The sequence below is a fragment of the Myxococcus eversor genome (genome assembly GCF_010894455.1).
GTDB classification, from domain to species: Bacteria; Myxococcota; Myxococcia; order Myxococcales; family Myxococcaceae; genus Myxococcus; species Myxococcus eversor.
Window position 1 is genome coordinate 369,339 of record NZ_JAAIXY010000007.1, and the last position, 21,801, is coordinate 391,139.

The window sequence follows — 21,801 nt, forward strand, 5'->3', positions numbered from 1 at the left end:
AATCGAACCCGTGGGTGCTAGCCTGCCCGCCCCTTCAGGTTCCGATGACCGTACCTGCCCGGCCACCTCCCCACTTCCCTCCTCGTCGCGGCACGGGGCTCTTCGCCTCGTTCGGCCACGCGTGGGCGGGCCTCATCCACACCGTCGTCCACCAGCGCAACATGCGCGTGCACCTCATCTCCGCCATGCTGGTGGGACTGGTGGGCAGTGGAATCCCGCTGGGACTCGCGGAGAAGGTGACGCTCATCTTCTGCGTGCTGCTCATCTTCTTCGCGGAGATTCTCAACAGCGCGCTGGAGCACCTGGTCGACCTGGCCGTGCAGCAGTTCGACGAGAAGGCCCGGCTCACCAAGGACGCCGCCGCCGCGGGCGTGCTGGTGCTCGCGCTGGGCACGGTGGTCATCTTCGCCGCCATCCTCGTGCACAACTGGGAGACGGTGCGCACCAGCACGGATGCCATCATCCGTCAGGTGGCCTTCGGCGTGCCCCTGTCGGCCTGTGTCCTCGTGCTCGTGCTACCCCAGCGCCGCCCACTCTGGGTGGATCTGCTCGCGTTCCTTGGCGGCGGTGTGCTGCTGGCCATCCTCGCGACGCGCTCGGCCAGCATGGTGTTCAGCGCGATGACGGCGGGGCTGCTCTTCGTCGCCGGCTCGGCGGCCTACACCCGCCGACGCGAAGCGCGCTCCGCAGGGCAGCCACCGGGCGATTCTTCAATCAAGCGGACATAAAAAAACCGGCTGACGCCGGTCCACCTGCCACCTCGTGGGCGGGAGCCCCGAAAACCAGTCCGGAGCCCGCTCACCCGCCGAGGGTCATGCCTGGAAGTCTCGCACGCTCAGGCGCGCTGGCGCCACTCGGAGCCCTGCTGCTCCGGGGTGGCCGGAACCGCGACACCCTTGTCGCCTTCCTTCAGGTCCGACGTCACCAGATCAAGCAACTCCGTGGCGATGCCGATGACCTGGTGCGGGGTGTAGCCGCTCGCGCGCAGTTGGTTGAAGAAGGTGCGCGCCAGGATCCGGGTGCCCTTTTGATCGGTGCTCACAGTGAATGCCTCCAAATGGGGCGGCGAATTGAGGGGGGCCGCCGAGTAATCACGCGAGCCCTGTTCTTCAACCCCCGTGCCAGTTGTTCTCTTCCAAATGGATTCCCCAGCAGTTCCCATGGGTTGAAGGGAAATGAGGCTCGGCATGGCCCCGCGAGGGGTGCGAAGCCACCTACGCACCCAGGGGGCCCCCCGGGGGAAGTGGATGGCGGGGTGCATCACGGGATACGCACCCGGATGAGGCCGTGGCCCTCAAGTGGTTTCAAGTGCTTGCAATCTTTCACCGGGGTGAAGCAGATACGCGCCCCCACCAGGAGCGAACGGCAATGGCGTATCGGGTGAACAACATCGGGCTGTGGCTGGACGAGCCGGAGGAGCTGCTCGGTCAGCGGGCCGCGGAGAAGCTGGGCGTCACCCGCTCCGACCTCGCCTCCGTGCGGGTGGTGCGCTCGGTGCTGGACGCCCGCAAGAAGGGCAGCCCCCGCTACATCTACACGTTGGAGGTGGAGATGGCCCCGGGCCGCAAGCCAGCCCACATCCCTCCGGACGTGGGCGAAGCGCCTCCGCCGCCGGAAGTGCTGCCCCCCGTGAAGGCGCCGGACCAGTGGCCCATCATCGTCGGCACCGGCCCCGCGGGGCTGTTCTGCGCCCTGGGCCTCCTGGAGCGCGGCGTGCGCAGCATCCTGATTGAGCGCGGCCGTGAAGTCGTGGCGCGCCGCAAGGACGTGGCGAAGCTGATGCGCGACGGCACGCTGGACCCCGAGAGCAACATGAACTTCGGGGAGGGCGGCGCGGGCGCGTACACGGACGGCAAGCTGTCCACGCGCATCAACCACCCCATGGTGCGCAAGGTCATCGAGGCCTTCGCCCGCTACGGCGCGCCGGACCACATCCTCATCGAGGGCAAGCCGCACATCGGCTCGGACCTCTTGCCCGGCGCGGTGGCGAAGCTGCGCGAGGAGCTCATCGCGGGCGGCTGCCAGGTGCACTTCGAGCAGCGCGTGGACGACCTCGTCTACCGCGACGGCACCGTGGCGGGCGTGAAGCTGGCCGACGGGCGCACGCTGGAGAGCAACCGCGTCATCCTCGCGCCGGGCAACTCCGCGCGGGAGCTGTACGAGCGCTTCGCCGCCGACGGCCGCGTCCTCGTGGAGGCCAAGCCCTTCGCGCTGGGCTTCCGCGCCGAGCACCCCCAGGCGCTCATCAACGGCATCCAGTACGGCAGCGCCGCGAAGAACCCGAAGCTGCCCCCCGCCGACTACAAGCTGGCGGAGAACTTGGACGTGGACGGCGAGGTGCGGGGCGTCTACTCGTTCTGCATGTGCCCGGGCGGAATCGTGGTGCCCACGCCCACCCAGGACGGGCTCCAGTGCACCAATGGCATGAGCAACTCGCGCCGCAACGCGCGCTACGCCAACGCCGGCATCGTCGTCTCCGTCTCCGTGGCGGACTTCGAGCGCGAGGGCTTCCGAGGCCCTCTGGCGGGCCTGGAGTTCCAGCGGCACTGGGAAGCGAAGGCGTTCGAGTTGGGTGGTGGACGCTTCTTCGCGCCCGCGCAGACGATTCCGGACTACCTGGCCGGCCGCGTGAAGAAGGACCCGGGCGGCACCAGCTACCGTCCGGGGCTGGCGCACGTGGACCTCAATCGTCTGTTCCCGGAGCGGCTCACCACGTCGCTCAAGCAGGCGCTGAAGACGTTCGACCGGAAGATGCGCGGCTTCATCAGCGAGGAGGGCAAGCTGATTGGAATCGAGAGCCGCACCTCGTCTCCGGTGCGCGTCACCCGGAACGAATTGCTCCAGTCGGTGTCCATGAAGGGCCTGTACCCCGCGGGCGAGGGCTGCGGCTACGCGGGCGGCATCGTCTCGTCGGCCATTGATGGCCTGCGAATCGCGGAGCAGATTGCCACCGAGCTGTCGTGAGGCGAGGGCGGTGCCTCACGAAAGGAGACCCGCCATGCGTTACGTCGTGCGCACTCCGGACGGAGAGCTGACCTATCCGAGCATGGGTGACGTGGAGCGCGCGTACACCCAGGGGTTGGTGGACCCGGATGACGAGGTACGGGAAGAGGGCGCCAGCATGTGGCGCAAGGCCGGCAGCATCCCGGTGCTCGCCCAGGCCCGACATCCCTCCTCGGGGCTGGCCGCCCGGGGGCAGTGGCTGACGGTGGCGGGCGCGGTGCTGGTGGGCGCGCTCGCCCTGGCGCTGATACTGCGAGACTCCTGGCACCTGCGAATCCTGGGCATCGTCCTGGCGCTCGTCGTCAGCTCCCTGCTCACGCGGGTGACGTTCAAGGCGTTCAAGCGGCCTCCGCCCCAGGTCTGAGGCCCGCTCCCTCCCCTGCCCTCCAGCGCGGGGGCCAGGCGCAGGCCGACATCGGCAAGCGCACGGCCCATGTTGTCCGCTGGATGCATGCCACGGGCTTGGGTGCCGGTGGCTCCACGCGAGAGGGAGGACGCACCTTGCTCAGCACCTTTCTGTCCCGAGATGCCGCCCGTCGCCTGAAGCATGGCGCTCCCTGGCTCTCCCGGGAGGACATCGTCTCCATGGAGGGAACGCCCCAACCCGGTGAGCCCGTGCAGCTCCGGGACGAGGACGGCGCGGTGCTGGGCCTGGGCGACGTGGACCTGGAGGCGTCGCGCGCCGTGCGCCGCCTGGGCCTGCAGGACGAGGCGGTGGAGGGCCTGATTCCGCGCCACCTCCGCCACGCCTTCGAGCGCCGGGGCCGGCTGGTGGATGACCCGCGCTTCTGCCGGGTGGTCAATGATGACGGGGACGGCCTGCCCGGCCTCATCGTGGACCGGTACGACACGCACTTCGTCGTGCAGACCCTCACCCGCTCCATGGACGCGCGGCAGCAGGAAATCACCCGCGCGCTGGTGGAGGTGACGGGCGCCGCCTCCGTGCTGTTGCGCAATGATTCCGCGCGCCGTCAGGCCCTGGGGCTGCCCACGCAGCGGCCCCATGTCCTCTATGGCACCCCACCCCGCTGGTGCCGGCTGTTGGAGCTGGGGGCCCGCTTCACGGTGGACCTCACCTACGGCCAGGGCACGGGGTACGCGTATGACCAGCGCGAGCTGCGGCGTGTCGTGGGGCGCATGGCCTGGGACGGCCGGGTGCTGGACGCGAGCTGCAACGTGGGCGGCCTCTTCGTCCACGCGGGACTGCATGGTGCGCGACACATCCTCGCCTTCGACTCGGACGGGGATGCGGGAGACCTGGCGCGGGAGAACGCGGAGGCCAACGGACTGCTCGGGCGGGTGATGGTGGAGAAGGGCACCGCCATCCAGGCCCTCAGGGCAGTCCGGGAGACGTTCGACCTGGTGTTGCTGGACACACCCCGGGTGGGGTCCGAGGAGGAGTTCGTGGAGCAGGTCCGCTACGCGCTCAGGCGCACCCGCCATGGGGGACGGGTGCTCGTGGTCGGCTACCACCCACCACTGGCGCTGGGCGGCTTCGATGAGCTGGTGGCCACCGCCTGCGAGGCGGAGGCGCGCATCGCTACACGGCTGTCTCGCCCGGGACTGCCTCCGGACCACCCCACACTCGTGGGCTCTCCCGGGGCGGAGTACCTCGACGCGGTGGCACTCGAAGTCACCTGACGCGAGTCCCCCGCGCCGCCTTCCGGGGTGCTAGTGTCCGCGCCCGCGATGACCAACGAAAACGTCCCAGAGACCGCGACCCCGGAAGGTTCCGTCGAGACCGTCCGCAAGGTGTATGCGGCCGACCTGCGAGAGAAGGACCGCGTCAACACCGTCTTCCGTGTCACCAAGAAGGAGAAGGTGACGGCCCGGAGCGGCAAGGTGTTCCTGGCCATGACGCTCGCCGACAAGAGCGGCGAGGTGGACGCGCGCGTCTTCGACAAGGTGGACGCGCTCGAACCCTCCTTCCAGTCGGGCGACTTCGTGCTCGTCCAGGGCGGCGTCATCCAGTTCCACGGCCGCACCCAGATTGTCGTGGAGGCCGTGGAGCGCCTGGACCCCGAGCCCCTCGACCCCAAGGAGTTCGAGCCGCCCCCCGCCCCGCCCCAGGAAGCCAAGCCCGCCGCCGAGGCGAAGCCCGCTTCCGAGCCCCGCGCGGAGAAGGCCGAGAAGAGCGACAAGCTCGAGCGGACGGACAAGGGCGAGGGCCGTCAGGAAGGCGGCGGTGGCGCGCGCGCCGCGGGCCTCATCCGCGAAATCGTCAACGAGCGGATCAGCGACCCGTACGTGAAGCAGTTGCTCATCGCGTTCCTGGATGATCCGCAGGTGGCCGCGGGGCTGCCGGTGTCGCCAGCGGCCAAGGGCATGCACCACGCGTGGCGCGGCGGCCTGGCCGAGCACCTGCTGTCGGTGATGCGGCTGACGCTGCGGGTGGCGGACCACTACCCCATGGCGGACCGCGACCTGCTGCTGGCCGGCGCGATGCTGCACGACGTGATGAAGGTGGCGGAGATCTCGCCGGACAAGGGCTTCGACTACACGGACGAGGGCAAGCTCGTGGGTCACCTGGTGATGACGGCCCAGAAGATCCGCGAGAAGACGCTGGCCATCCCCGGCTTCCCGCCGCTCCTGGAGCAGCACCTCACGCACCTGGCCATCTCCCACCACGGGCAGCTCGACTACGGCAGCCCCAAGGTGCCGATGACGCTGGAGGCGCACATCGTCCACGCGCTGGACTCGCTGGACTCGCGCATCGCCTCGTGGCTGGAGGCCATGCAGCGCGACCCCAACGACAAGTGGACGGACGTGCTGCGCCACTACGACCGTCAGCTGTGGAAGGGCCCCTCGCCCACCACCCGGGGCCGCACTCCGGTGGAGGGTGGCGGCGCGGGTGGTGGCGGCCGTCGCAAGTCGCGCGAGGAGAAGCGCAAGGCCCGGGGTGAGAAGGCCCCGAACCAGGGCACTCCTCCGGCCGAGGGCACCGCCCCCGCCGTCGCGCGCGAGGAGTCGCCGCGTCCGCCTCGCGAGGAGCATCAGCGTCCTCCGCGCAAGGAGCGTCCGCCCCGCGAGGAGCGCGCCCGGGACGAGCAGCGTCCGCCCCGCGAGGACCGTCCGCCCCGTGAGGACCGTCCGCCCCGCCCGCCGCGCGAGGACCGTCCGCCGAGGGACCCGAGCGGGCTGCCCAAGGAGCTGACGTTCAAGCCCTTCAGCGCGCTCACCACGCTGCCCCCCGCCTCCGAGTCCTCATCGAAGAATGGAGAGGGCTCCTCGGAAAGCTGAGTCGTCATGGCGAAAAAGCTGGGTGAGCGCCTCATCGAGGCGGGACTCGTCAACGCCGGGGCCGTGGAGCAGGCCCTGGAGCACCAGAAGATCACCGGCCACAAGCTGGGGGACTGTCTGGTGGAGCTGGGGCTCCTCCAGGAAGCGGCGTTGCTGCGCTTCCTGGCCGCGGAGTTCCAGACGCGCTTCGTGAGCGCGGACAAGCTGGCCAAGGCGAAGATTCCCACCGAGGTGCTGGACAGGCTTCCGGTGCGTCTGGCCGAGGCGCAGAACGTGCTGCCGCTCGCGGTGGACCCGGACCGGAAGCTGTTGTCCGTGGTCGCCGCCGAGCCGCAGAACAAGGCGCTGATGGACGAGATTGCCCTGGTGACGGGCATGTCGGAGGTCTACGCGTACGTGGGCCTGCGCGGCGCCATCGCCGCGGCCATCCGCAAGCACTACTACGGAGACCCCACGGCGTTCGCCGCGCTGCTGGAGTCGGCGAGCGCGCACTCGAACCCGACGGAGTCGACGTCGCGCACGGGGGCGGCGGAGCACAACCGCACCTCCACCAGCAACCGCAGCAGCCTCTCCTTCCGGATGGAGACAGACGCGCGCATGCGGCTGCAGCGCCCCAGCGGCACGCAGGTGGCGGGGCGCCCCTCCTCCACGCAGCGGCGCGAGCCGGGCGGCCCTCGCGGGCTGGTCAGCGACATCGACTACGTGGAGACGCTGGGCATCCTCGTGGGCCTGCTGGAGCAGGACCGCCAGCGCCACCGGGGACACTCCGCGCAGCTCGCGCGACAGGCGGGCATCGTCGGCCAGCGCATGGGCATGCCCCACAAGGAGCTGGCCGCGCTGTCCATCTCCGCGTACCTCCATGATTTGGGCAAGCCCTCCGAGCGGCACTTCTCGCTCGCGAGCAACGCCGTCAACTCCGAGTGGAAGGCGCAGGCCCGCGCGGCCTGTCGCGCGCCCACCAAGCTGTTCGAGACGGTGCACCTGCCCACGCAGGTCAACACCATCCTCGCGCAGCTCTATGAAGCCTGGGATGGCTCCGGCACTCCGCAGGGCGCCAAGGGCGAGGAAATCACCCTGGGCGCGCGCATCCTCGCCGCGGTGGACAGCTTCCTGGAGCTGACGAAGAACCCTGGCAACGCGCTGGGCAAGGCGATGACCAAGGAGCAGGCGCTGGAGCACCTGAGGACGAACTCGGGCGTGCTCTACGACCCCGTGGTGGCGGACATCGTCATCCAGCTCCAGAGCGGTGAGCTCCTGCGCCACCGGCTGGAGAGCGAGGGCCGTCAGGTGCTCGTGGTGGAACCGGACGAGACGGCCCGGGGCGAGCTGCTGGAGGCGGTGCTCAAGCAGGGCCTCGTCGCCCACGCGCTGTCCACTCCGGAAGGCGCGCACGACGGACTGGCCCGGCAAGACTGCGACGTGCTGGTGGTGAGCCTGCGCCTGGGACAGCAGGAAGTGCTCGACTTGCTCCAGCAGGCGCGCTCCACGCCGGAGACCGCGGGCCTTCCCATCGCAGTGGTGGGCGAGCCGGACGCGGCCACGCGCGAGCGCCTGATGATGGGCGGCGCGACGGAGCTGCTGCTCCCGGGAGACAAGTCGCTGGTGGCCAAGGCGGTGCGCGCGCTGCTCGAGGACCGGGTGTTGCACAACGGCCCGGGCCGCGTGGTGCGTGGCAGCTTCGACGAGCTGCCTCCGCGTGAGCTGTTGCGCACGCTGGGCGGCGGGAAGAAGAGCGGCAAGCTCCAGCTGCGTCAGCACACGCTGGAGGGCTCACTGCACCTGGAGGGAGGCCGCGTCGTCTTCGCCGCCTTCGGCGGCCACACCGGGGAACCCGCGCTCCAGGCCCTGCTGAAGATGAAGCAGGCCGACTTCCAGTACGACCCGGACGCGCTGCTGCTCGACGTGCCGCAGATGGACCAGGACCTCCAGGCCCTGGCCAACGCCATCACCGCAGGTTGAGGTTGAAGAGGGCGGCGGCGTTGGCGGTGGTGACCTCCGTCACCGTCTCCAGTGCCACGCCCTTCAGCTCCGCCAGCTTCCGCGCCGTCTCCACCACGTGCGAGGGCTCGTTCTTCCGGCCCCGGTGCGGCACGGGCGCGAGGAACGGGCTGTCCGTCTCCACCATCAGCCTGTCCAGGGGCGCGAAGCGCACCGCGTCCTGGAGCGCCTCCGTCTTCTTGTAGGTGATGACGCCGGACAGCGAGAGGAAGAAGCCCCGGTCCAGGTAGCGCCGCGCGGCGGCCGTGTCGCCGGTGAAGCAGTGGATGACGCCCTTGGAGACGCCCGCTTCTCCGAGAATCGCGTCGCAGTCCTCGTGCGCGTCACGCACGTGCACCACCAGCGGCTTGCCCAGCTTCACCGCGAGGACGCACTGGTGCCGGAAGATGCGGGCCTGCACCTCTCGGGGCGAGTGGTCGTAGTAATAGTCCAGGCCCGCCTCGCCCACGGCGCGGACCTCTGGCCGGGCGCAGGTGCGCTCCAGCGTAGCCAGGTCCTCGTCCGTGGCCCGCGCGGCCTCGTGCGGGTGGATGCCGAGCGTGGGCGACAGGAACTCCGGATGCGCGGCGGCCAGCTCCAGCGCATTGCCCCACTCGCCGGGGCCGTGGAACTGCCCCACGACAATGGCGTGGACGATGCCCACGGCACGGGCCCGCTCCAGCACGGGGGCCACGTCCGCGAAGTCCTTCACTTCCAGGTGGCAGTGCGCATCCACCAGTCTCATGTCCCCTCCTGAAACAAGTCGTCCAGTTCCTGCCGGGCCTCGGGTGAAGTGAAGGTGCTCACCGAGGCGCGAACACGCTCGCGGCCGTCCGCATCCCCCAGGCGCCACACCCCATCCGCCGCATCCAACCGGTCTTCTTCGTCAGCACTCGAGTCCTGGAGCAGCGCGAGCAGCCAGGGCAGCGCCCGCATGTCCCCCAGACGGCCCAGGCCTCGCGCGGCGGCGCCACGGCAGGAGTCCTTCGCGTCGTCGAGGATCTCCTTGAGTCGCTCCAGCGCACCGGGGGCCTTCACCTCGCCCAGCAGCTCCACCGCGAGCGCGCGGTCCTGACTCCACTTCTTGCGCGAGCGCTGAAGCAGGTGCGCCGCGCCCGCGGGGTCTCCCAGCTTCGCCAGCACCCCCGCCGCCTGCGTCCGGTCGAAGGCGGGCAGGAGCCAGCGGCCGAACAGGCGCTTCACGGCGGGCAGGGCTCGCGCGTCCTCCAGCTCGGCCATGGCGCCCAGGGAGCGGAAGCGGAGCAGGTCCGCATCCAGCGCCTCAATCAGCACCTCCAGCCCCGCGGGATGCTTGAGCGCGGCGATACCTCGCGCTGCCTCGAAGCGAACCTCCGGGACGGAGTCCTCCAACATGCCCGCCAGGGCCCCGCGCAACTCCGGCCGGTACAGGTCCGCCAGTCGACCGGTGGCCTCCAGGCGCACCACCGACTCCGCGTCCCGCAGGTAGAAGATGAGCAGCGCGGGCAACTCCTCGGGAGGAAGAACCACCGTCGCGAGCGCCACACCCGAGCGCTTCACCTCCGGCTGGGCATCCGACAGCAACCGGGGCACCACCTCCGCGAAGTCCTCGGCTGGCGAGGGGGCCTCCAGCGCGAGGTGGTGGAGCTGTTGCGCGGCCTCCGCCCGGAACGCCGGACGCTTCTCGCGCTCCAGGGCCAGCAAGGCCCGGTCCCGCTCCGCACGCCAATCCGTCACGTCCAGTCACCTCGCTGCCCGGCGGCCTCGGCCCCGGACGCGTGAATGGGCAATGGCCCCAGACACCGCTCGTGGGCGGAGCACAGGCGCTCCGCCCACCACCCCATCACTTCACGTCGCTGCCCGGCGGGACGTTGCCAGGGTCCAACAACGACAGGTCCTTGCCGCCGGGGCCCGCCGTCAGGAGCATCCCCTTCGACTCGATGCCCTTCAGGCTGCGCGGCTTCAGGTTCGCGACGACCACCACGTTGCGACCGACGAGCGACTCGGGAGCGAACGCCTCGGCGATTCCGGAGACGATGGTGCGCGGACCGCTCGCCTCACCCACGTCGACCGTGAGCTTGAGCAGTTTGTCCGCCTTGGCGACCTTCTCCGCCGCCAGCACCTTGCCCGACTTGAGCACCACCTTGGCGAAGTCCGCGTACTCAATCTCCCCCGAGCCGGCGGCCTCCGTGGCCCCCGCACCCGAGGTCGCCTGCGTGACAGGCGCGGGCTCGGCCGGCTTCTTCTCGGCCTTCTTCTCCTTGCTCGCGCCTTCGGCCTTCTTCGCCTCGGGAGCCGGCACGGCGGCGACGGCCCCCGGCGGCTCCACGATGATGGCGTTGACGCGGTCCTCTTCGAGTCGGGGCAACAGCGGCTCCGGGGTGCCGATGGGGCGGCTGCGATCCAACAGCGGGTACTTCGCCCCCTCCAGCGCCTTGAAGGTGAGCGGCTCGGCGCCGAGCTGCGCGAACAGCTTCTCCGACAACCGAGGCGTCACCGGCGCCAGCAGCGCGCCCAGCAGGTACACCACGTCGGCGGCGTCGGACAGGTCCGCACGCGCGACCTCCGCGTCCTTCTTCACCTGGGCCCACGGCGCCGACGTCTGCACGAAGGCATTCGCCGCGGAGGCGATGTCCGTGATGACGCGGATGGCGTTGCGGTACTCCAGCTTCTCGAAGGCCTCGCGAACCTCGGGGATGCGGGCGAGCACGGACTCCACCAGCGCGCGGCCCGGACCCTCGGACCGACCCGGCGCCAGCTTTCCGCCCAGCGGCCCGGCCAGCAGCGACAGCGCGCGGTTGGCCAGGTTGCCCACGTTGTTCACCAGCTCCCCATTCACCCGAAGACGGAAGTCCTTGAGGTTGAGGTCCAGGTCCTCCACGCCCGCGCCCAGGTTGGCCGCGTAGAAGTAGCGCAGGTAGCTGGGGTCCAGTTGGTTGAGGTAGTCGCGCACCGGCACCATGGTGCCGCGGCTCTTCGACATCTTCTCCCCGTTCACCGTGAGGTGGCCGTGGACCTTGATTTCGCTCGGGATGTGCAGCCCCGCCACGTCCAGCACCGCGGGCCAGAAGAGCGCGTGGAAGTAGACGATGTCCTTGCCGATGAAGTGGACGATGCGTGCGCCGCTGTCCTTGGCCCAGTAGTCCAGCGCGCTCTTCGCCTTGCCCGTCTCCTTCGCCCACTTCTCCGTCGTGGCGATGTAGCCGATGGGCGCATCCAGCCAGACGTAGAAGTACTTGTCCGTCTCGCCCGGAATCGCGAAGCCGAAGTACGGGCCGTCGCGGCTGATGTCCCAGTCCGCCAGCCCCTTCTCGAAGAAGCCTTGCAACTGAGCGGCGAGGCCGGGGTGGATGAAGCCGGGCTTGCGCAGCAGCTCCTGCAGGAAGTCGGCGTGGCGGGAGAGCTTGAAGAACAGGTGCTCGGACGATTTGCGCACCGGCGGGGTTCCACACAGGGAACAGCGCGGGTCGATGAGGTCCGTGGGGCTGTACGCCTTGCCACACTTCTCGCAGGCGTCGCCGTACTGGTCCGGCGACTTGCAGTTGGGACAGGTGCCCTTGATGAAGCGGTCCGGCAGGAAGCGACGGTCCTTCTCGCAGTACGCCTGTTCGACGTCCTTGCGCTCGATGTCGCCCTTCTCCTTCAACCGCCCGTAGATGAGCTCCGCGTACTGACGGTTCTCCGGCGAGTTGGTGGAGTGGAAGTAGTCGAAGCGGACATCCAGGTCCTGGAAGTCCTTCTGATGCTCATCCTGGAACCGGGCGATGAAGTCCTCGGGCTTGAGGCCCTGCTTCGCCGCGTTGAGTTCGATGGGTGTGCCGTGCGTGTCGTCAGCACAGAAGTAGACGACGTCCTTGCCGCTGGAGCGGAGGAAACGGACGTAGATATCGGTCTGGATGTACTCGACGGCGTGCCCGATGTGGAGGGGGCCGTTCGCGTACGGAAGTGCACTGGTGACGAGGATTCTCTCCGCCATGGACTCTCCTGGGGGCGGCGGACATTAGCCGCTCGGTGGGCCGAGGTCATCGACGGCGTGGGGGCCGCGAGCACGAATGCAACGCGGTGCCGGGAATGTTATCGACCCGAAACGCATGTGCACCATCATCATCCTTCGCCAGGTCCATCCTGAGTGGCCGCTGGTGCTCGCGGCCAACCGGGACGAACTCCTCGCTCGTCCCGCGACGGGCCCACAAGTCCTGCTCGAGTCTCCCCGGACCGTGGGGGGACGTGATGTGGAGCGCGGCGGGACGTGGATGGGGGTTACTAACGAGGGCCTCTTCGTGGGCCTGACGAACCAGCGTGGCGGGCAAGCAGGAGGCCCGGCTCCCCGCTCGAGGGGAGAGGTGGTGCTCCAGGCCCTCGCCGCCGGCACCGTCGAGGGCGTCGAGCGCTACCTCGACACCCTCTCGGGCAAGGACTTCCTCCCCTTCAACCTCCTGTATGGCGACGCCCGGACACTTCGGGTGGCCTATGGCCGGCCCGGACAGTCAGGGCTTCGACGCGAGGATGTCCCGCCGGGCATCCATGTCCTGCCCAACGACGTGCTCGACTCGACGGAGCTGCCCAAGGTCCAGCGCGCGAAGACGCTCGCCACGAAACTCGTGCTCCAGCCCTGGCCCCGGTTCGAGGAAGGCCTGAAGGCCCTGCTGGCGGACGAGGCGCTTCCTCCCCTGGAGTCCTTGCCCGCACAGCTCTCAGGCGAGTCGTTCCCACCGGACTTCCGCCAGCGGCTCCAGGCGCTGTGCATCCACACGCCGGCCTATGGCACGCGCTCCTCGGCCATCGTCGCCCTCGCCCCCGGGCGCGTGGGGCACTACCTGACGTCGGAGACGCGCCCCTGTGAGGGCCCCTGGCAGGACGTCACTGCGATGCTTGAGACGCCGCGTCCCCCCGCCTGAACCCCGCCTGTCCCGTCTCCAGTCGCGACAGCAGGGCGGACAACAGGGCCCACAACCGGGGCTCCTTCAAGAGCCCGGGAGCCCGCAGCGAGCGGTGCAGCGCCACGAAGTCCCGCGCCACCTCCGGGTCGTCGAGCACCGCGCCGCCCCCGAGCAGCAGCTCCTCCGCGGGAGGCTCGCCTTCCACCTCCTGCACCGCCTGGCCCGAGGGGGCAGTGCCCTTCAGGTAGGCGACCGGCACCAGCATTCCGCAGGACACCCCGGGCCGCCCGCCCTCGCCGCGCAGCGCGTGAATCTCGCCCGGAGGAATGACGACCAGGCTCCCGGGCGGCGCCACCAGATTCGCGCCCCCACATGACACCTGCTGGACATGTCCGGCATCCAGGGTGAGCTGAAGCTCGTCATGGACGTGCAGTGCCTGCGAGGTCGCTCGACCGCTCACCCGGTACAGCACCAGCCCTGGATACGCCGCCGGGCGCCAGACCTGCGCCGTCGCATATCCCTCCCACTCCGTCACCATGTGCCCTGCTCCCGCCCCGTCACGCACGGGTGACACGAAAGCTAGACGCGACGAAGGCCCCTCACACGTGGCCGCGAGGTCATGGGTCGATGTCCGCTCGCGGGCAGTGTCGCCTCAGCGCGGCGCGACGGGCGCGGGCTCGCCCACCAGGACGCGTGCACGGCCGTCCATGGTGAGTGTCACCTCTTCCACCGTGGTGAAGCCCCCCGTGCCACGCGCCAGTTCGGCCAGGTGCCGCATCCACGGGTTGTAGGGCATGCCGTTGTCGGAGCAGCAGGGCACCACGGCGAAGGGCAGGCCATGCCGGGCCGCGTACTCGATGATGATGCGCGTGGCCCCGTCGGGGTGCATGCCCACCACCAGCTCCGCGTCGCACGGCTCCTCCAGCGTGAAGATGCGCTGGGCGTACGTCACCGGCAGGTGCTTGTGGCGCAGGTCGAAGGTGGTGACGGCCCGGCCGCGCCGGGTCAGCGCCTCGTTGAGACGCCCCTGCCCGCCCGCGACGTCGAAGACGCGAGGGGCCACGAAGCGCGACACGATGAAGTCCGCGAAGAGGTCGAAACGACGCTTGTCCGCCATACGCGGCCTCCTCTACCCGAGCCGGACTCCAAGTGCACGTCCCCGTCGCCCGCCTGCCCCTCAGACGCCGAGGCACACCGTGGCCAGCAGCCGCTCGATGACGAGCCGACCGTTGCCGGAGGACTTGAGGGACAGGTCCGCCTCCGCGCACGCCACCAGCGAGCCCAACAGCTCCTTGCGCTCATAGCCCGCGGCGGCCTTCATGCTGAAGGTGAGCGCCCAGGCGTTGGGCATCTTGCGCCGCGTGCCCTTCAGCTCCACCTCCAGCTTGGGGAACACCCGGGCCTCCACGTCCTTCGCGGAGCGCGGCGGAGTGCCCCCCGCGTAGCGGAACATCCACTCGTGGGCCTCCAGCAGGCCGCGCACGATGGAGGCCACCGCGCCCAGCAACTGGAGCGCATGCGTGCCCTGCCCCATCGCGTCCTCGGCGTAGGTGAGCGCGCCACGGAAGTCCCGCTTCTGGAGCGCCTCGGACAGCTCGAAGAACTCCTCCTCGCGAGCGTGGTGCACCAGCGACACGACGTCGGAGCGCGCGATGGCCGGCCCCTCCGAGTACGTGGCCAGCTTCTCCAGCTCCGACTGCAAGAGGCGGATGTTGCCGCCGACGCGCTCCTTGAGTTCCTCCAGCGCGCCGGGCCCGAGCTTCTTCTTGAAGGGCGCCAGGAACTCCGTGGAGATGGCGGAGAGGTCCAGGTCCTTGTGGCGCGCGGCCACCTTGCGCTCGACGACGTGGCCCTTGTCCTGCGCCAGCTTCACCAGCGGATTCTTCGCGTCCACTTCCGTGGCCGCCATCACCAGCGAGTGTCCCGCGGGGACGCCCTTCTGGATGAGGTCCATCAGCACCGTGGCGTCACCCTCCGGCGCGGTGATGCGCTCCTCCTTGCAGAAGGCGGCGGCCTCCTTGAGGAAGGCGACGTCCGCCTCGGCCAGGTCGACGTTCAGCTCTTCCTTCCACTGCTCCACCGACGGTGCACCCGACGCGGACGGGTCCAACTTGTCCACGCCCCACCCCGCGCGCGCGGCCAGCGCCAGCAATCGCCGGGCGCCTTCCTTGCGCTTGCCCGCCTTCCACGCCTCGCGAGCCTTGGCCAGTGGATCTCCCCGGCCCTTCTTGGGCGCGAGGAACTCCGGGTCCCTCACCACGACGACCTTGCGCCCGGGGAACAGCGGCATGGTGGCCAGCTCCTGCGCCACCTCGCGCGGGCTGCCCGCGTCCAGCATCACCAGGTTGAGCCCCACCGCGGCGTCGGGGACCAGCAGCTTGACCAGCTCGTCGGCGCCCTTGCGGACCAGGTACTCCTCGCCCCACAGCAGGTAGAGCGGAGAGACCTTCCCGGCCTTCACGCCCGCGAGCACGTCCTCCAGCAGGTCCTTGCTCATCGCACGGTCTCCGTGAACAGGTCGATGAGCATGCGCTCCAGTTGCAGCCGGGGTGCGCCATTGCGCGCCACCGCCGCGCGAGCCGCCTCCAGCAGCGAGTGACGCCGATGCAGCCACGCATCGGAGATGCGCGAGGCCACGTCCACCGCCAGCGCGCGCAAGTCCCGGTTCGCCAGCGAGTCCTCGCGGCCGGCCCTCACCAGCGCCACGTCGCGCGTCCACAGCACGAGCAACTCCAGCGTCGCCTCCGCGTCCTCGCGCGAGCCGCCGTGCTCGTCGGCGAAGCGCAACAGGCCCACCGCGTCCTCGCCTCGCAGGGACTCGAAGGCGGTGACGACGTCCTTGCGCCGCGCCAGCGCCTCCACGTCCAGCGCCAGCGCGCGGCCCAGGCTGCCACCGGCCATGATGGCCGCGAGCTGGGCGGTGTCCGCGTCCAGCTTTCGCACGGTGCGCACGCGCTCGGCGACCAGCTCCACGGAGAGCGGGCCGAAGTGCACCTTGCTGCACCGGCTGCGAATGGTGGGCAGCAGCTTGTCCACCGCGTTGGCCACCAGCACCAGCGTGGTCTCCGAAGGCGGCTCCTCCAGCGTCTTGAGGAACGCGTTCTGCGCCTGCACGTTCATCGCCTGCGCGGAGATGATGATGGCCACCTTGCGGCGGGACTCCAGGCCGCGCAGGGCCAGCCGCTCCTGGAGGTTGCGGATCTGCTCCACGCGCAACTCACGACTCGGCGTCCCCGTGAAGTCCGAGCGTCCCGCCAGTCCGCGAGACACGCGTTCATCGTCCGGCATCACCCAGGTGACGTCGGGATGGAGGCCCTTGGCCACCCGCACGCAGCTGGCGCAGGCGCCACAGCCCACGTCCGGCTGCTCGGGGCAGGTCAGTGCCTGGGCGAGCCCCACGGCCGCCAGCTCCTTGCCCACCCCCTCCGGCCCAGCGAAGAGATACGCATGGTGCACCGCACCACCGCGAAGTGCCGCCTGAAGTGAATCAATCGCGCGGGGCTGTCCCAGCACCGATGCGAGCGTCATGGCGCGTGTATCCCTGCTTGCGCGCCACGCGTCAACCGCTGCCTTGACCCCTCGGGCGAGCGCGGGTCAGAGTCGGGGGCCCTTGCTGCCTTTTCTCCAGAGCAATCTGTCGCTGGCCGCGGGTGCGCTGCTGGTCCTGGTCCTCCTCGGGACGCGGGCGACGAGCCAGGACCCGGACTTGAAGCGGGACTTGACCGGCGCCCTGCGGCTCCTGGTGATGTTCCTGATGCTCCGGGTCACCGCCTGGGCCCTGCCGCACACGACGCCCCCGGGGCCGCTCAAGGCGCTCCAGGTGGCGTGGATGCTGACGTTCGCCTTCGGCGTCATCCGCGCGAGCGTGGGCTTCGGCCTGAAGCTCGTCCGGCTGCGCTCATCGTCCGTGGTGACGCCGAAGATTCTTCGCAACGTCATCGACTTCCTGCTCTACACGCTGGCCGCCGTCCCCATCTTCCAGACGCAGTTGGACCTGGACCTGACGGGGCTCGTCGCCACGTCCGCGGTGCTGTCGGTCGTCATCGGCCTCGCGCTCCAGGAGACGCTGGGCAACCTCTTCGCGGGACTGTCGCTCCAGCTCGACAAGCCCTTCGAGGTGGGCGACTTCATCCGCATCGGCGAGCACACCGGGCGCGTGGCGCAGGTGAACTGGCGCTCCATCCGAATCATGACGTTCCGCCGCGAGCTGGTGACGCTGCCCAACTCGATGGTGGCCAAGGAGCAGCTCAAGACGTTCTCCCAGGACCGGGAGCCGGTGGGCGTGGACACGCAGGTGCGGGCCTCCTACGACACGCCGCCCAACGTGATGAAGGCGGCCCTGCTGGACGTGGCGCGCGCGATTCCTCAAGTCCTGGTGGACCCCGCGCCCTTCGCCCGCACGCTCGCGTTCGACGAGGCGTCCGTCCGCTACATGCTCCGCTTCTTCGTGAACGACTTCTCGCTCGCGGACGCGGTGACGGCGGAGGTCCACACCCGACTGTGGTACCGGCTGCGACGCGACGGCGTGGAGGCGCCCGTGCCCCACCGCGTGCTGCGCATCCGCGAGGACGTGCCCAAGCCGGAGTTGCCCGCGCACACGGTGCTGAGCCTGCTGCGCGCGGTGGACCTCTTCCAGCCGCTGGCGGACGCCGACCTGGAGCGACTGGGCCAGGAGGTCCACGTGAGGCGCTTCGGCCGGGACGAGCACGTCATCCAGGAGGGAGACGACGGCCGCACCTTCTACCTGGTGGCCTCGGGCAAGGTGAGCGTGCGCGCGGGCAAGACGCAGGCGGAGGTCGCCCAACTGGGTCGGGGCGACTACTTCGGAGAGATGTCGCTGCTCACCGGAGAGAAGCGCGCGGCCACCATCGTCGCCCTGGAAGACTCGCTGCTGCTCGAGGTGGACCGGCCGACCTTCGCGCGGCTGTTCGCCGAACACCCGGGCCTGGCCCGCCAGCTCTCCGCCATCCTCGCGCAACGGCGCACCCAGCTCCGGGCCGTCGCGCAGGCCAGCGGCGCCAGCTCGGACCCCATCCCCGCCGAAGTGGGACGAATCCTGGGTCGGCTGCGCCAGATCTTCGGGCTCAGCGCGTCGCACGAATAGCCCCTGAGTCTCTCGCCCCAAGGGGCCATTTCCGCCCCGGTTGGGCCCGCCTGCCCTACCCACCAGGGGGTCCATTTCAAGGCGCTCGCGAGGCCCTCCCCGTCAGAGGGAATGTCAGACCCCTCCGGTAGTATCTCTTCATTCCCGCTACCGGAAAGGAAGTCGACATGACCACCCTTCGTGAGACCCCGTGCGTTTCCGTCAATCAGCTGGGCCAGTACCTCACCGGAACGCCGTCCCTCCGCAAGCGCATCATCCACGGGCAGCGCAACCCGGTGGACCCGCGGTACCTGCGCTACCCCGCAGCCGCCCAGGCCATCACCGAGTACCTCTGCGAGGGCCGTGACGAGGTCATCCTCCGCTACCACCAGCGGCGGCTGCTCAACGCCCAGCCGGACTCGGACTTCGACGCGCACCGGCTCGCCCTGTGCGCCGAGGCCCTCCAGCACTGCCTCCTCGCCGCGGACGACCTGGCCACGTGCGCCATCGCCAGTCCCGCGGACGGGGACCCCGCGCCCCTGGAAGTCGCTGGCGTCGCCGTCAAGGTCCGGCCCGAGGTGCTGCTGCGCGGCGTCGATGCGCGCGGGCAGATGCGCTCGGGCGTGCTGAAGCTCTACTTCTCCAAGCACGCGCCACTGGATGAGCGCGCCGGCCAGTACATCGCCACCGTGCTCCACCGCTTCGCCGAGGAGCGCCTGGAGCAGCGCGGCCCCGTGGACCCTCGGCTCGTGGGCGTGTTCGACGTGTTCGCCGGCCGCCTCTTCATGGCGCCCAAGTCGCAGCAGCGCCGGCTCAACGACGTCCTCCTCGCCTGCGAGGAGATCGCCGGCTGCTGGAACCGGAACTGACGGACCGCCGGCCCCGCCCGTGCCCGCATCGGCGCGGGGCCGGTGTTCATTTCCGGGACGCGACTTCCCGCATCCGCGAACGCATTGGGGGGAACCCCCTGTCCCCCCCCTGGGAAGCCAAGGGGTTTCCTCGCGGGTGAAGCTGGCACGGCCTTCGCTTTGAGGGCCGCCATGGACTCGCTCCGCCAGGATTTCCGCTACGCGCTGCGCACGTTGAGGCACACCCCCGGCTTCACCCTGGCCGCCGTGGTGACGCTCGCACTGGCCATCGGCGCGAACACCGTCCTCTTCAGCGCCATCCACGCCATGCTGCTGCGGCCCCTGCCCTTCCAGGAGTCGGAGCGGTTGGTGCGGCTGTGGTGCAAGCAGGAGGTCATCAGCACCGCCTCCCTGTCGCCCCCGGAGCTGCTCGGTTGGCGGGAGCACGGCCGCGGCTTCACCGCGCTCGCGGGCTTCACCCGGCAGGACTTGAGCCGCACGGGTGGCGACACTCCCGAGCGGGTCCGCGCCGGCCGCGTCACCCCCAATTTCTTCAAGCTGCTGGGCGTCATCCCCGCCCAGGGGCGGGACTTCCTGGACGAGGACGCGCAGCCTCGCAACACCTCGAGCGTGGTGGTGGTGAGCCATGGCTTCTGGCGAAAGTCGCTCGGTGGCGCGGCCGACGCAGTGGGGGCATCGTTGCAGTTGGACGGGCGCACCCACACGGTGGTGGGCATCCTGCCGGAGGGATTCACCTTCCCGGAGTTCGCCGAGGACGCGGACGTCTGGCAGCCCCACTGGCTGGACCCGGAGGCCCACGGCAACCATTTCATGCAGGTGGTGGGGCGGCTGGCGCCGGGCGTCACGCTGGAAGCGGCGACGGAGGACCTGCTGCGGGTGGCCCTGGCCATCGCCCGGACGGAACCGGGTGAGAAGCCGCACAAGGTGACGACGGCGATGTGGCAGCAGCACCTCACGTCCAGCAGCCGCCCGGTGCTGTGGACGCTTTGGGCCGCGGTGGGCTTCGTGCTCCTCATCGCCTGCGCGAACGTGGCCAACCTGCTCCTGGTACGCGCCCTGGCGCGGCAGCGGGACGGGGCCATCCGCGCCGCGCTCGGCGCCAGTCGGGGCCGCCGGATGCAGCAGGCGCTGGCGGAGAGCGTGCTCCTGGGCCTCTTCGGCGGCGCCCTGGGACTGCTGTTGGTGATGTGGGGCATGGAGCTGGTGCGCGCGCTGTTGCCCCAGTCGATGTTGCGCATGGCGCCCGTGGAGCTGAGTGTTCCGGCGCTGCTGTTCAGCCTCGCCCTCTCCGTGGGCGCCGGCATCCTCTTCGGCCTCGCGCCCGCGCTGCACACCGCCGGCATGGATGTGCTGCCGCTCTTGAAGCAGTCCGGGAGCGCGGTGGGCGCTCGCGCCAACCACCCCCTGCGCAACACGCTGGTGGCGGTGCAGCTGGCGCTGGCGCTGGTGCTGCTGGTGGGCACGGTGCTGATGGTGCAGACGCTGCGCAACGTGCAGGCGGTGGACCCGGGGTTCGACGCGGAAGGCGTACTGACAGCGCGGCTGTCACTGCCCGACGTGAAGTACGCCACACCCGACCGGCTGCGAGGCTTCTACGGCGAGTTGCTGGAGCGCCTGCGCGCGCTGCCCGACACGGAAGCGGTGGGGCTGGTCAACGACGCGCCACTGGGAGGAACCAACTCCAACGGAGGCTTCACCCTGGAGGGCGCGTCCGACCAGGACACGGACCGCTACCTCGCCGAGTACCGCGTGGCCTCTCCCGACTACTTCCGCGCCCTGCGCATCGCCGTGCGTCAGGGCCGGGCGTTCGGCCCCCAGGATTCCGAGAAGGGCGCACCCACCCTCATCGTCAATGAGGCCTTCGTGCGCACGTTCCTGGAGGGCGGCGACGCCCTCGGGCGCAGGGTGCGACTGGGCTGGAGCGACTCCGAGCCCTTTCGCGAAATCGTTGGCGTGGTGGCGGACGTGCGCCACTCGCGGCTGACGGAGCCCTCCACGCCGGAGGTGTACCTGCCCTACGAGCAGTTCCCCCTGCAGACCATGTCCGTCCTGATGAGGACGCGCCGCGAGCCGTCGACGCTGGTGGCGTCGGTGCGCCAGGAGCTGAAGGCCGTGGACGCCGAACAACCCATCTATGACCTGGCCCCCTTCGCCAGCCGCCTGGATCGCCAGCTCTCGCGTCCCTTGGCCACCGCGCGCCTGCTCGCCGCCTTCGCGCTGCTCGCCGTCATCCTGGCCGGCGTGGGGGTCTACGGCGTCATGGCCTACGCGGTGGGACAGCGCACCCGGGAGCTGGGCATCCGCCTCGCACTGGGCGCTCATCCCCGCCAGGTGCTCGGGCTGGTGATGCGCCAGGGCCTCCAGCTCACCGCGGTGGGCGTGGGCGTGGGCCTGCTGGCCGCCTTCGGCTGCATGAGACTGCTGGCCACCCTGCTGTACGGTGTGAATGCCAACGAGCCGGGCGTCTTCCTGGGTGTTGCCGTGGCACTGGCGGCCGTGTCGCTGTTGGCCACGTGGTTCCCCGCATTGCGTGCCAGCCGGGTGTCGCCGTCCGTGTCGCTGCGCGCGGAGTAACCGCACCCTCCTGCTCGGACGGGAGGTGGGCGGCTCGGAACGCCCTCCCCCCTGAGTCAAGCTCCGGGCGCCAGGCCTCCGGACCCTCACGGGCCATGGGGTGACTTCACCCCAGCCCCAGGTAGGGCGGCGCGGAGCAAACCAGCGGACGTCCCGGACGGTTGGCCCTTTGACGCTTGGCGATGGAAGGGTTTAA

At 70.1% G+C, this 21,801-nt stretch carries 18 protein-coding genes; 10 read left to right on the forward strand and 8 right to left on the reverse strand.

Features of this window, described 5'->3' with window-relative positions; genetic code table 11:
- Positions 1-44 precede the first annotated feature (44 nt).
- Positions 45-728 carry a diacylglycerol kinase family protein gene (locus G4D83_RS16955; RefSeq protein ID WP_163865793.1) on the forward strand — a complete coding sequence of 228 codons (684 nt, stop codon included), beginning with the start codon at positions 45-47 and terminating at the stop codon, positions 726-728.
- Positions 729-835: 107 nt separating this feature from the next.
- On the opposite strand, the gene G4D83_RS16960 is transcribed toward G4D83_RS16955, so the two are convergent.
- Complete coding sequence (locus G4D83_RS16960) at positions 836-1,042, reverse strand: hypothetical protein (RefSeq protein ID WP_240356369.1); 207 nt, start codon at positions 1,040-1,042, stop codon at positions 836-838.
- 326 nt (positions 1,043-1,368) lie between these two features.
- Here G4D83_RS16960 and G4D83_RS16965 point away from each other — a divergent pair, with 326 nt between their 5' ends.
- From G4D83_RS16965 to G4D83_RS16985, 5 genes are all read left to right on the forward strand, one after another.
- Positions 1,369-2,964, forward strand: a complete 1,596-nt coding sequence (locus G4D83_RS16965) for an NAD(P)/FAD-dependent oxidoreductase (protein WP_163865795.1) — start codon at positions 1,369-1,371, stop codon at positions 2,962-2,964.
- Between the two features lie 34 nt (positions 2,965-2,998).
- Positions 2,999-3,367: a hypothetical protein gene (locus G4D83_RS16970; RefSeq protein WP_163865796.1), complete on the forward strand. Its 369-nt coding sequence runs from the start codon at positions 2,999-3,001 to the stop codon at positions 3,365-3,367.
- 137 nt (positions 3,368-3,504) lie between these two features.
- Positions 3,505-4,644, forward strand: a complete 1,140-nt coding sequence (locus G4D83_RS16975) for a class I SAM-dependent rRNA methyltransferase (protein WP_176435348.1) — start codon at positions 3,505-3,507, stop codon at positions 4,642-4,644.
- Positions 4,645-4,692: 48 nt separating this feature from the next.
- Positions 4,693-6,243, forward strand: coding sequence for a 3'-5' exoribonuclease YhaM family protein (locus tag G4D83_RS16980; protein ID WP_205522648.1), 1,551 nt, complete (start codon positions 4,693-4,695; stop codon positions 6,241-6,243).
- A 6-nt stretch (positions 6,244-6,249) separates the two neighbouring features.
- The gene (locus G4D83_RS16985) at positions 6,250-8,202 is read left to right on the forward strand and encodes an HD domain-containing phosphohydrolase (RefSeq protein ID WP_163865799.1); all 1,953 of its coding nucleotides are present in this window, start codon (positions 6,250-6,252) and stop codon (positions 8,200-8,202) included.
- Here the strand turns inward: G4D83_RS16985 and G4D83_RS16990 are convergent.
- The 3 genes from G4D83_RS16990 to metG form a co-directional block, all read right to left on the reverse strand.
- Positions 8,189-8,965, reverse strand: a complete 777-nt coding sequence (locus G4D83_RS16990; protein WP_163865800.1) for a TatD family hydrolase — start codon at positions 8,963-8,965, stop codon at positions 8,189-8,191. The two genes, G4D83_RS16985 and G4D83_RS16990, sit on opposite strands and share 14 nt — an antisense overlap.
- Positions 8,962-9,936 carry a HEAT repeat domain-containing protein gene (locus G4D83_RS16995; RefSeq protein ID WP_163865801.1) on the reverse strand — a complete coding sequence of 325 codons (975 nt, stop codon included), beginning with the start codon at positions 9,934-9,936 and terminating at the stop codon, positions 8,962-8,964. The genes G4D83_RS16990 and G4D83_RS16995 overlap by 4 nt, the downstream gene beginning before the upstream one ends.
- A gap of 106 nt (positions 9,937-10,042) precedes the next feature.
- On the reverse strand, positions 10,043-12,175 hold the full coding sequence (gene metG, locus G4D83_RS17000; protein ID WP_163865802.1) for a methionine--tRNA ligase: 2,133 nt from the start codon (positions 12,173-12,175) through the stop codon (positions 10,043-10,045).
- A 115-nt stretch (positions 12,176-12,290) separates the two neighbouring features.
- Between metG and G4D83_RS17005 the strand changes: the two genes are divergently transcribed.
- Positions 12,291-13,097 (forward strand): NRDE family protein, encoded by an 807-nt coding sequence (locus G4D83_RS17005; protein WP_163865803.1) that lies wholly within the window; start codon positions 12,291-12,293, stop codon positions 13,095-13,097.
- On the opposite strand, the gene G4D83_RS17010 is transcribed toward G4D83_RS17005, so the two are convergent.
- From G4D83_RS17010 to holB, 4 genes are all read right to left on the reverse strand, one after another.
- On the reverse strand, positions 13,060-13,617 hold the full coding sequence (locus G4D83_RS17010; protein ID WP_163865804.1) for an AraC family ligand binding domain-containing protein: 558 nt from the start codon (positions 13,615-13,617) through the stop codon (positions 13,060-13,062). The two genes, G4D83_RS17005 and G4D83_RS17010, sit on opposite strands and share 38 nt — an antisense overlap.
- A 114-nt stretch (positions 13,618-13,731) precedes the next feature.
- Positions 13,732-14,196: a hypothetical protein gene (locus G4D83_RS17015; protein WP_163865805.1), complete on the reverse strand. Its 465-nt coding sequence runs from the start codon at positions 14,194-14,196 to the stop codon at positions 13,732-13,734.
- 60 nt (positions 14,197-14,256) lie between these two features.
- Entirely contained in the window at positions 14,257-15,576 is a 1,320-nt protein-coding gene (gene holA, locus G4D83_RS17020) for a DNA polymerase III subunit delta (RefSeq protein ID WP_163865806.1), read from the reverse strand.
- Positions 15,573-16,607: a DNA polymerase III subunit delta' gene (holB, locus tag G4D83_RS17025; RefSeq protein ID WP_163865807.1), complete on the reverse strand. Its 1,035-nt coding sequence runs from the start codon at positions 16,605-16,607 to the stop codon at positions 15,573-15,575. The genes holA and holB overlap by 4 nt, the downstream gene beginning before the upstream one ends.
- A gap of 82 nt (positions 16,608-16,689) precedes the next feature.
- Between holB and G4D83_RS17030 the strand changes: the two genes are divergently transcribed.
- The 3 genes from G4D83_RS17030 (at position 16,690) to G4D83_RS17040 (ending at position 21,605) form a co-directional block, all read left to right on the forward strand.
- Positions 16,690-18,183, forward strand: a complete 1,494-nt coding sequence (locus G4D83_RS17030) for a mechanosensitive ion channel family protein (RefSeq protein ID WP_240356370.1) — start codon at positions 16,690-16,692, stop codon at positions 18,181-18,183.
- Between the two features lie 167 nt (positions 18,184-18,350).
- The gene (locus G4D83_RS17035; protein WP_163865809.1) at positions 18,351-19,031 is read left to right on the forward strand and encodes a hypothetical protein; all 681 of its coding nucleotides are present in this window, start codon (positions 18,351-18,353) and stop codon (positions 19,029-19,031) included.
- 171 nt (positions 19,032-19,202) lie between these two features.
- Positions 19,203-21,605, forward strand: a complete 2,403-nt coding sequence (locus tag G4D83_RS17040; protein WP_176434880.1) for an ABC transporter permease — start codon at positions 19,203-19,205, stop codon at positions 21,603-21,605.
- Positions 21,606-21,801: the final 196 nt, after the last annotated feature.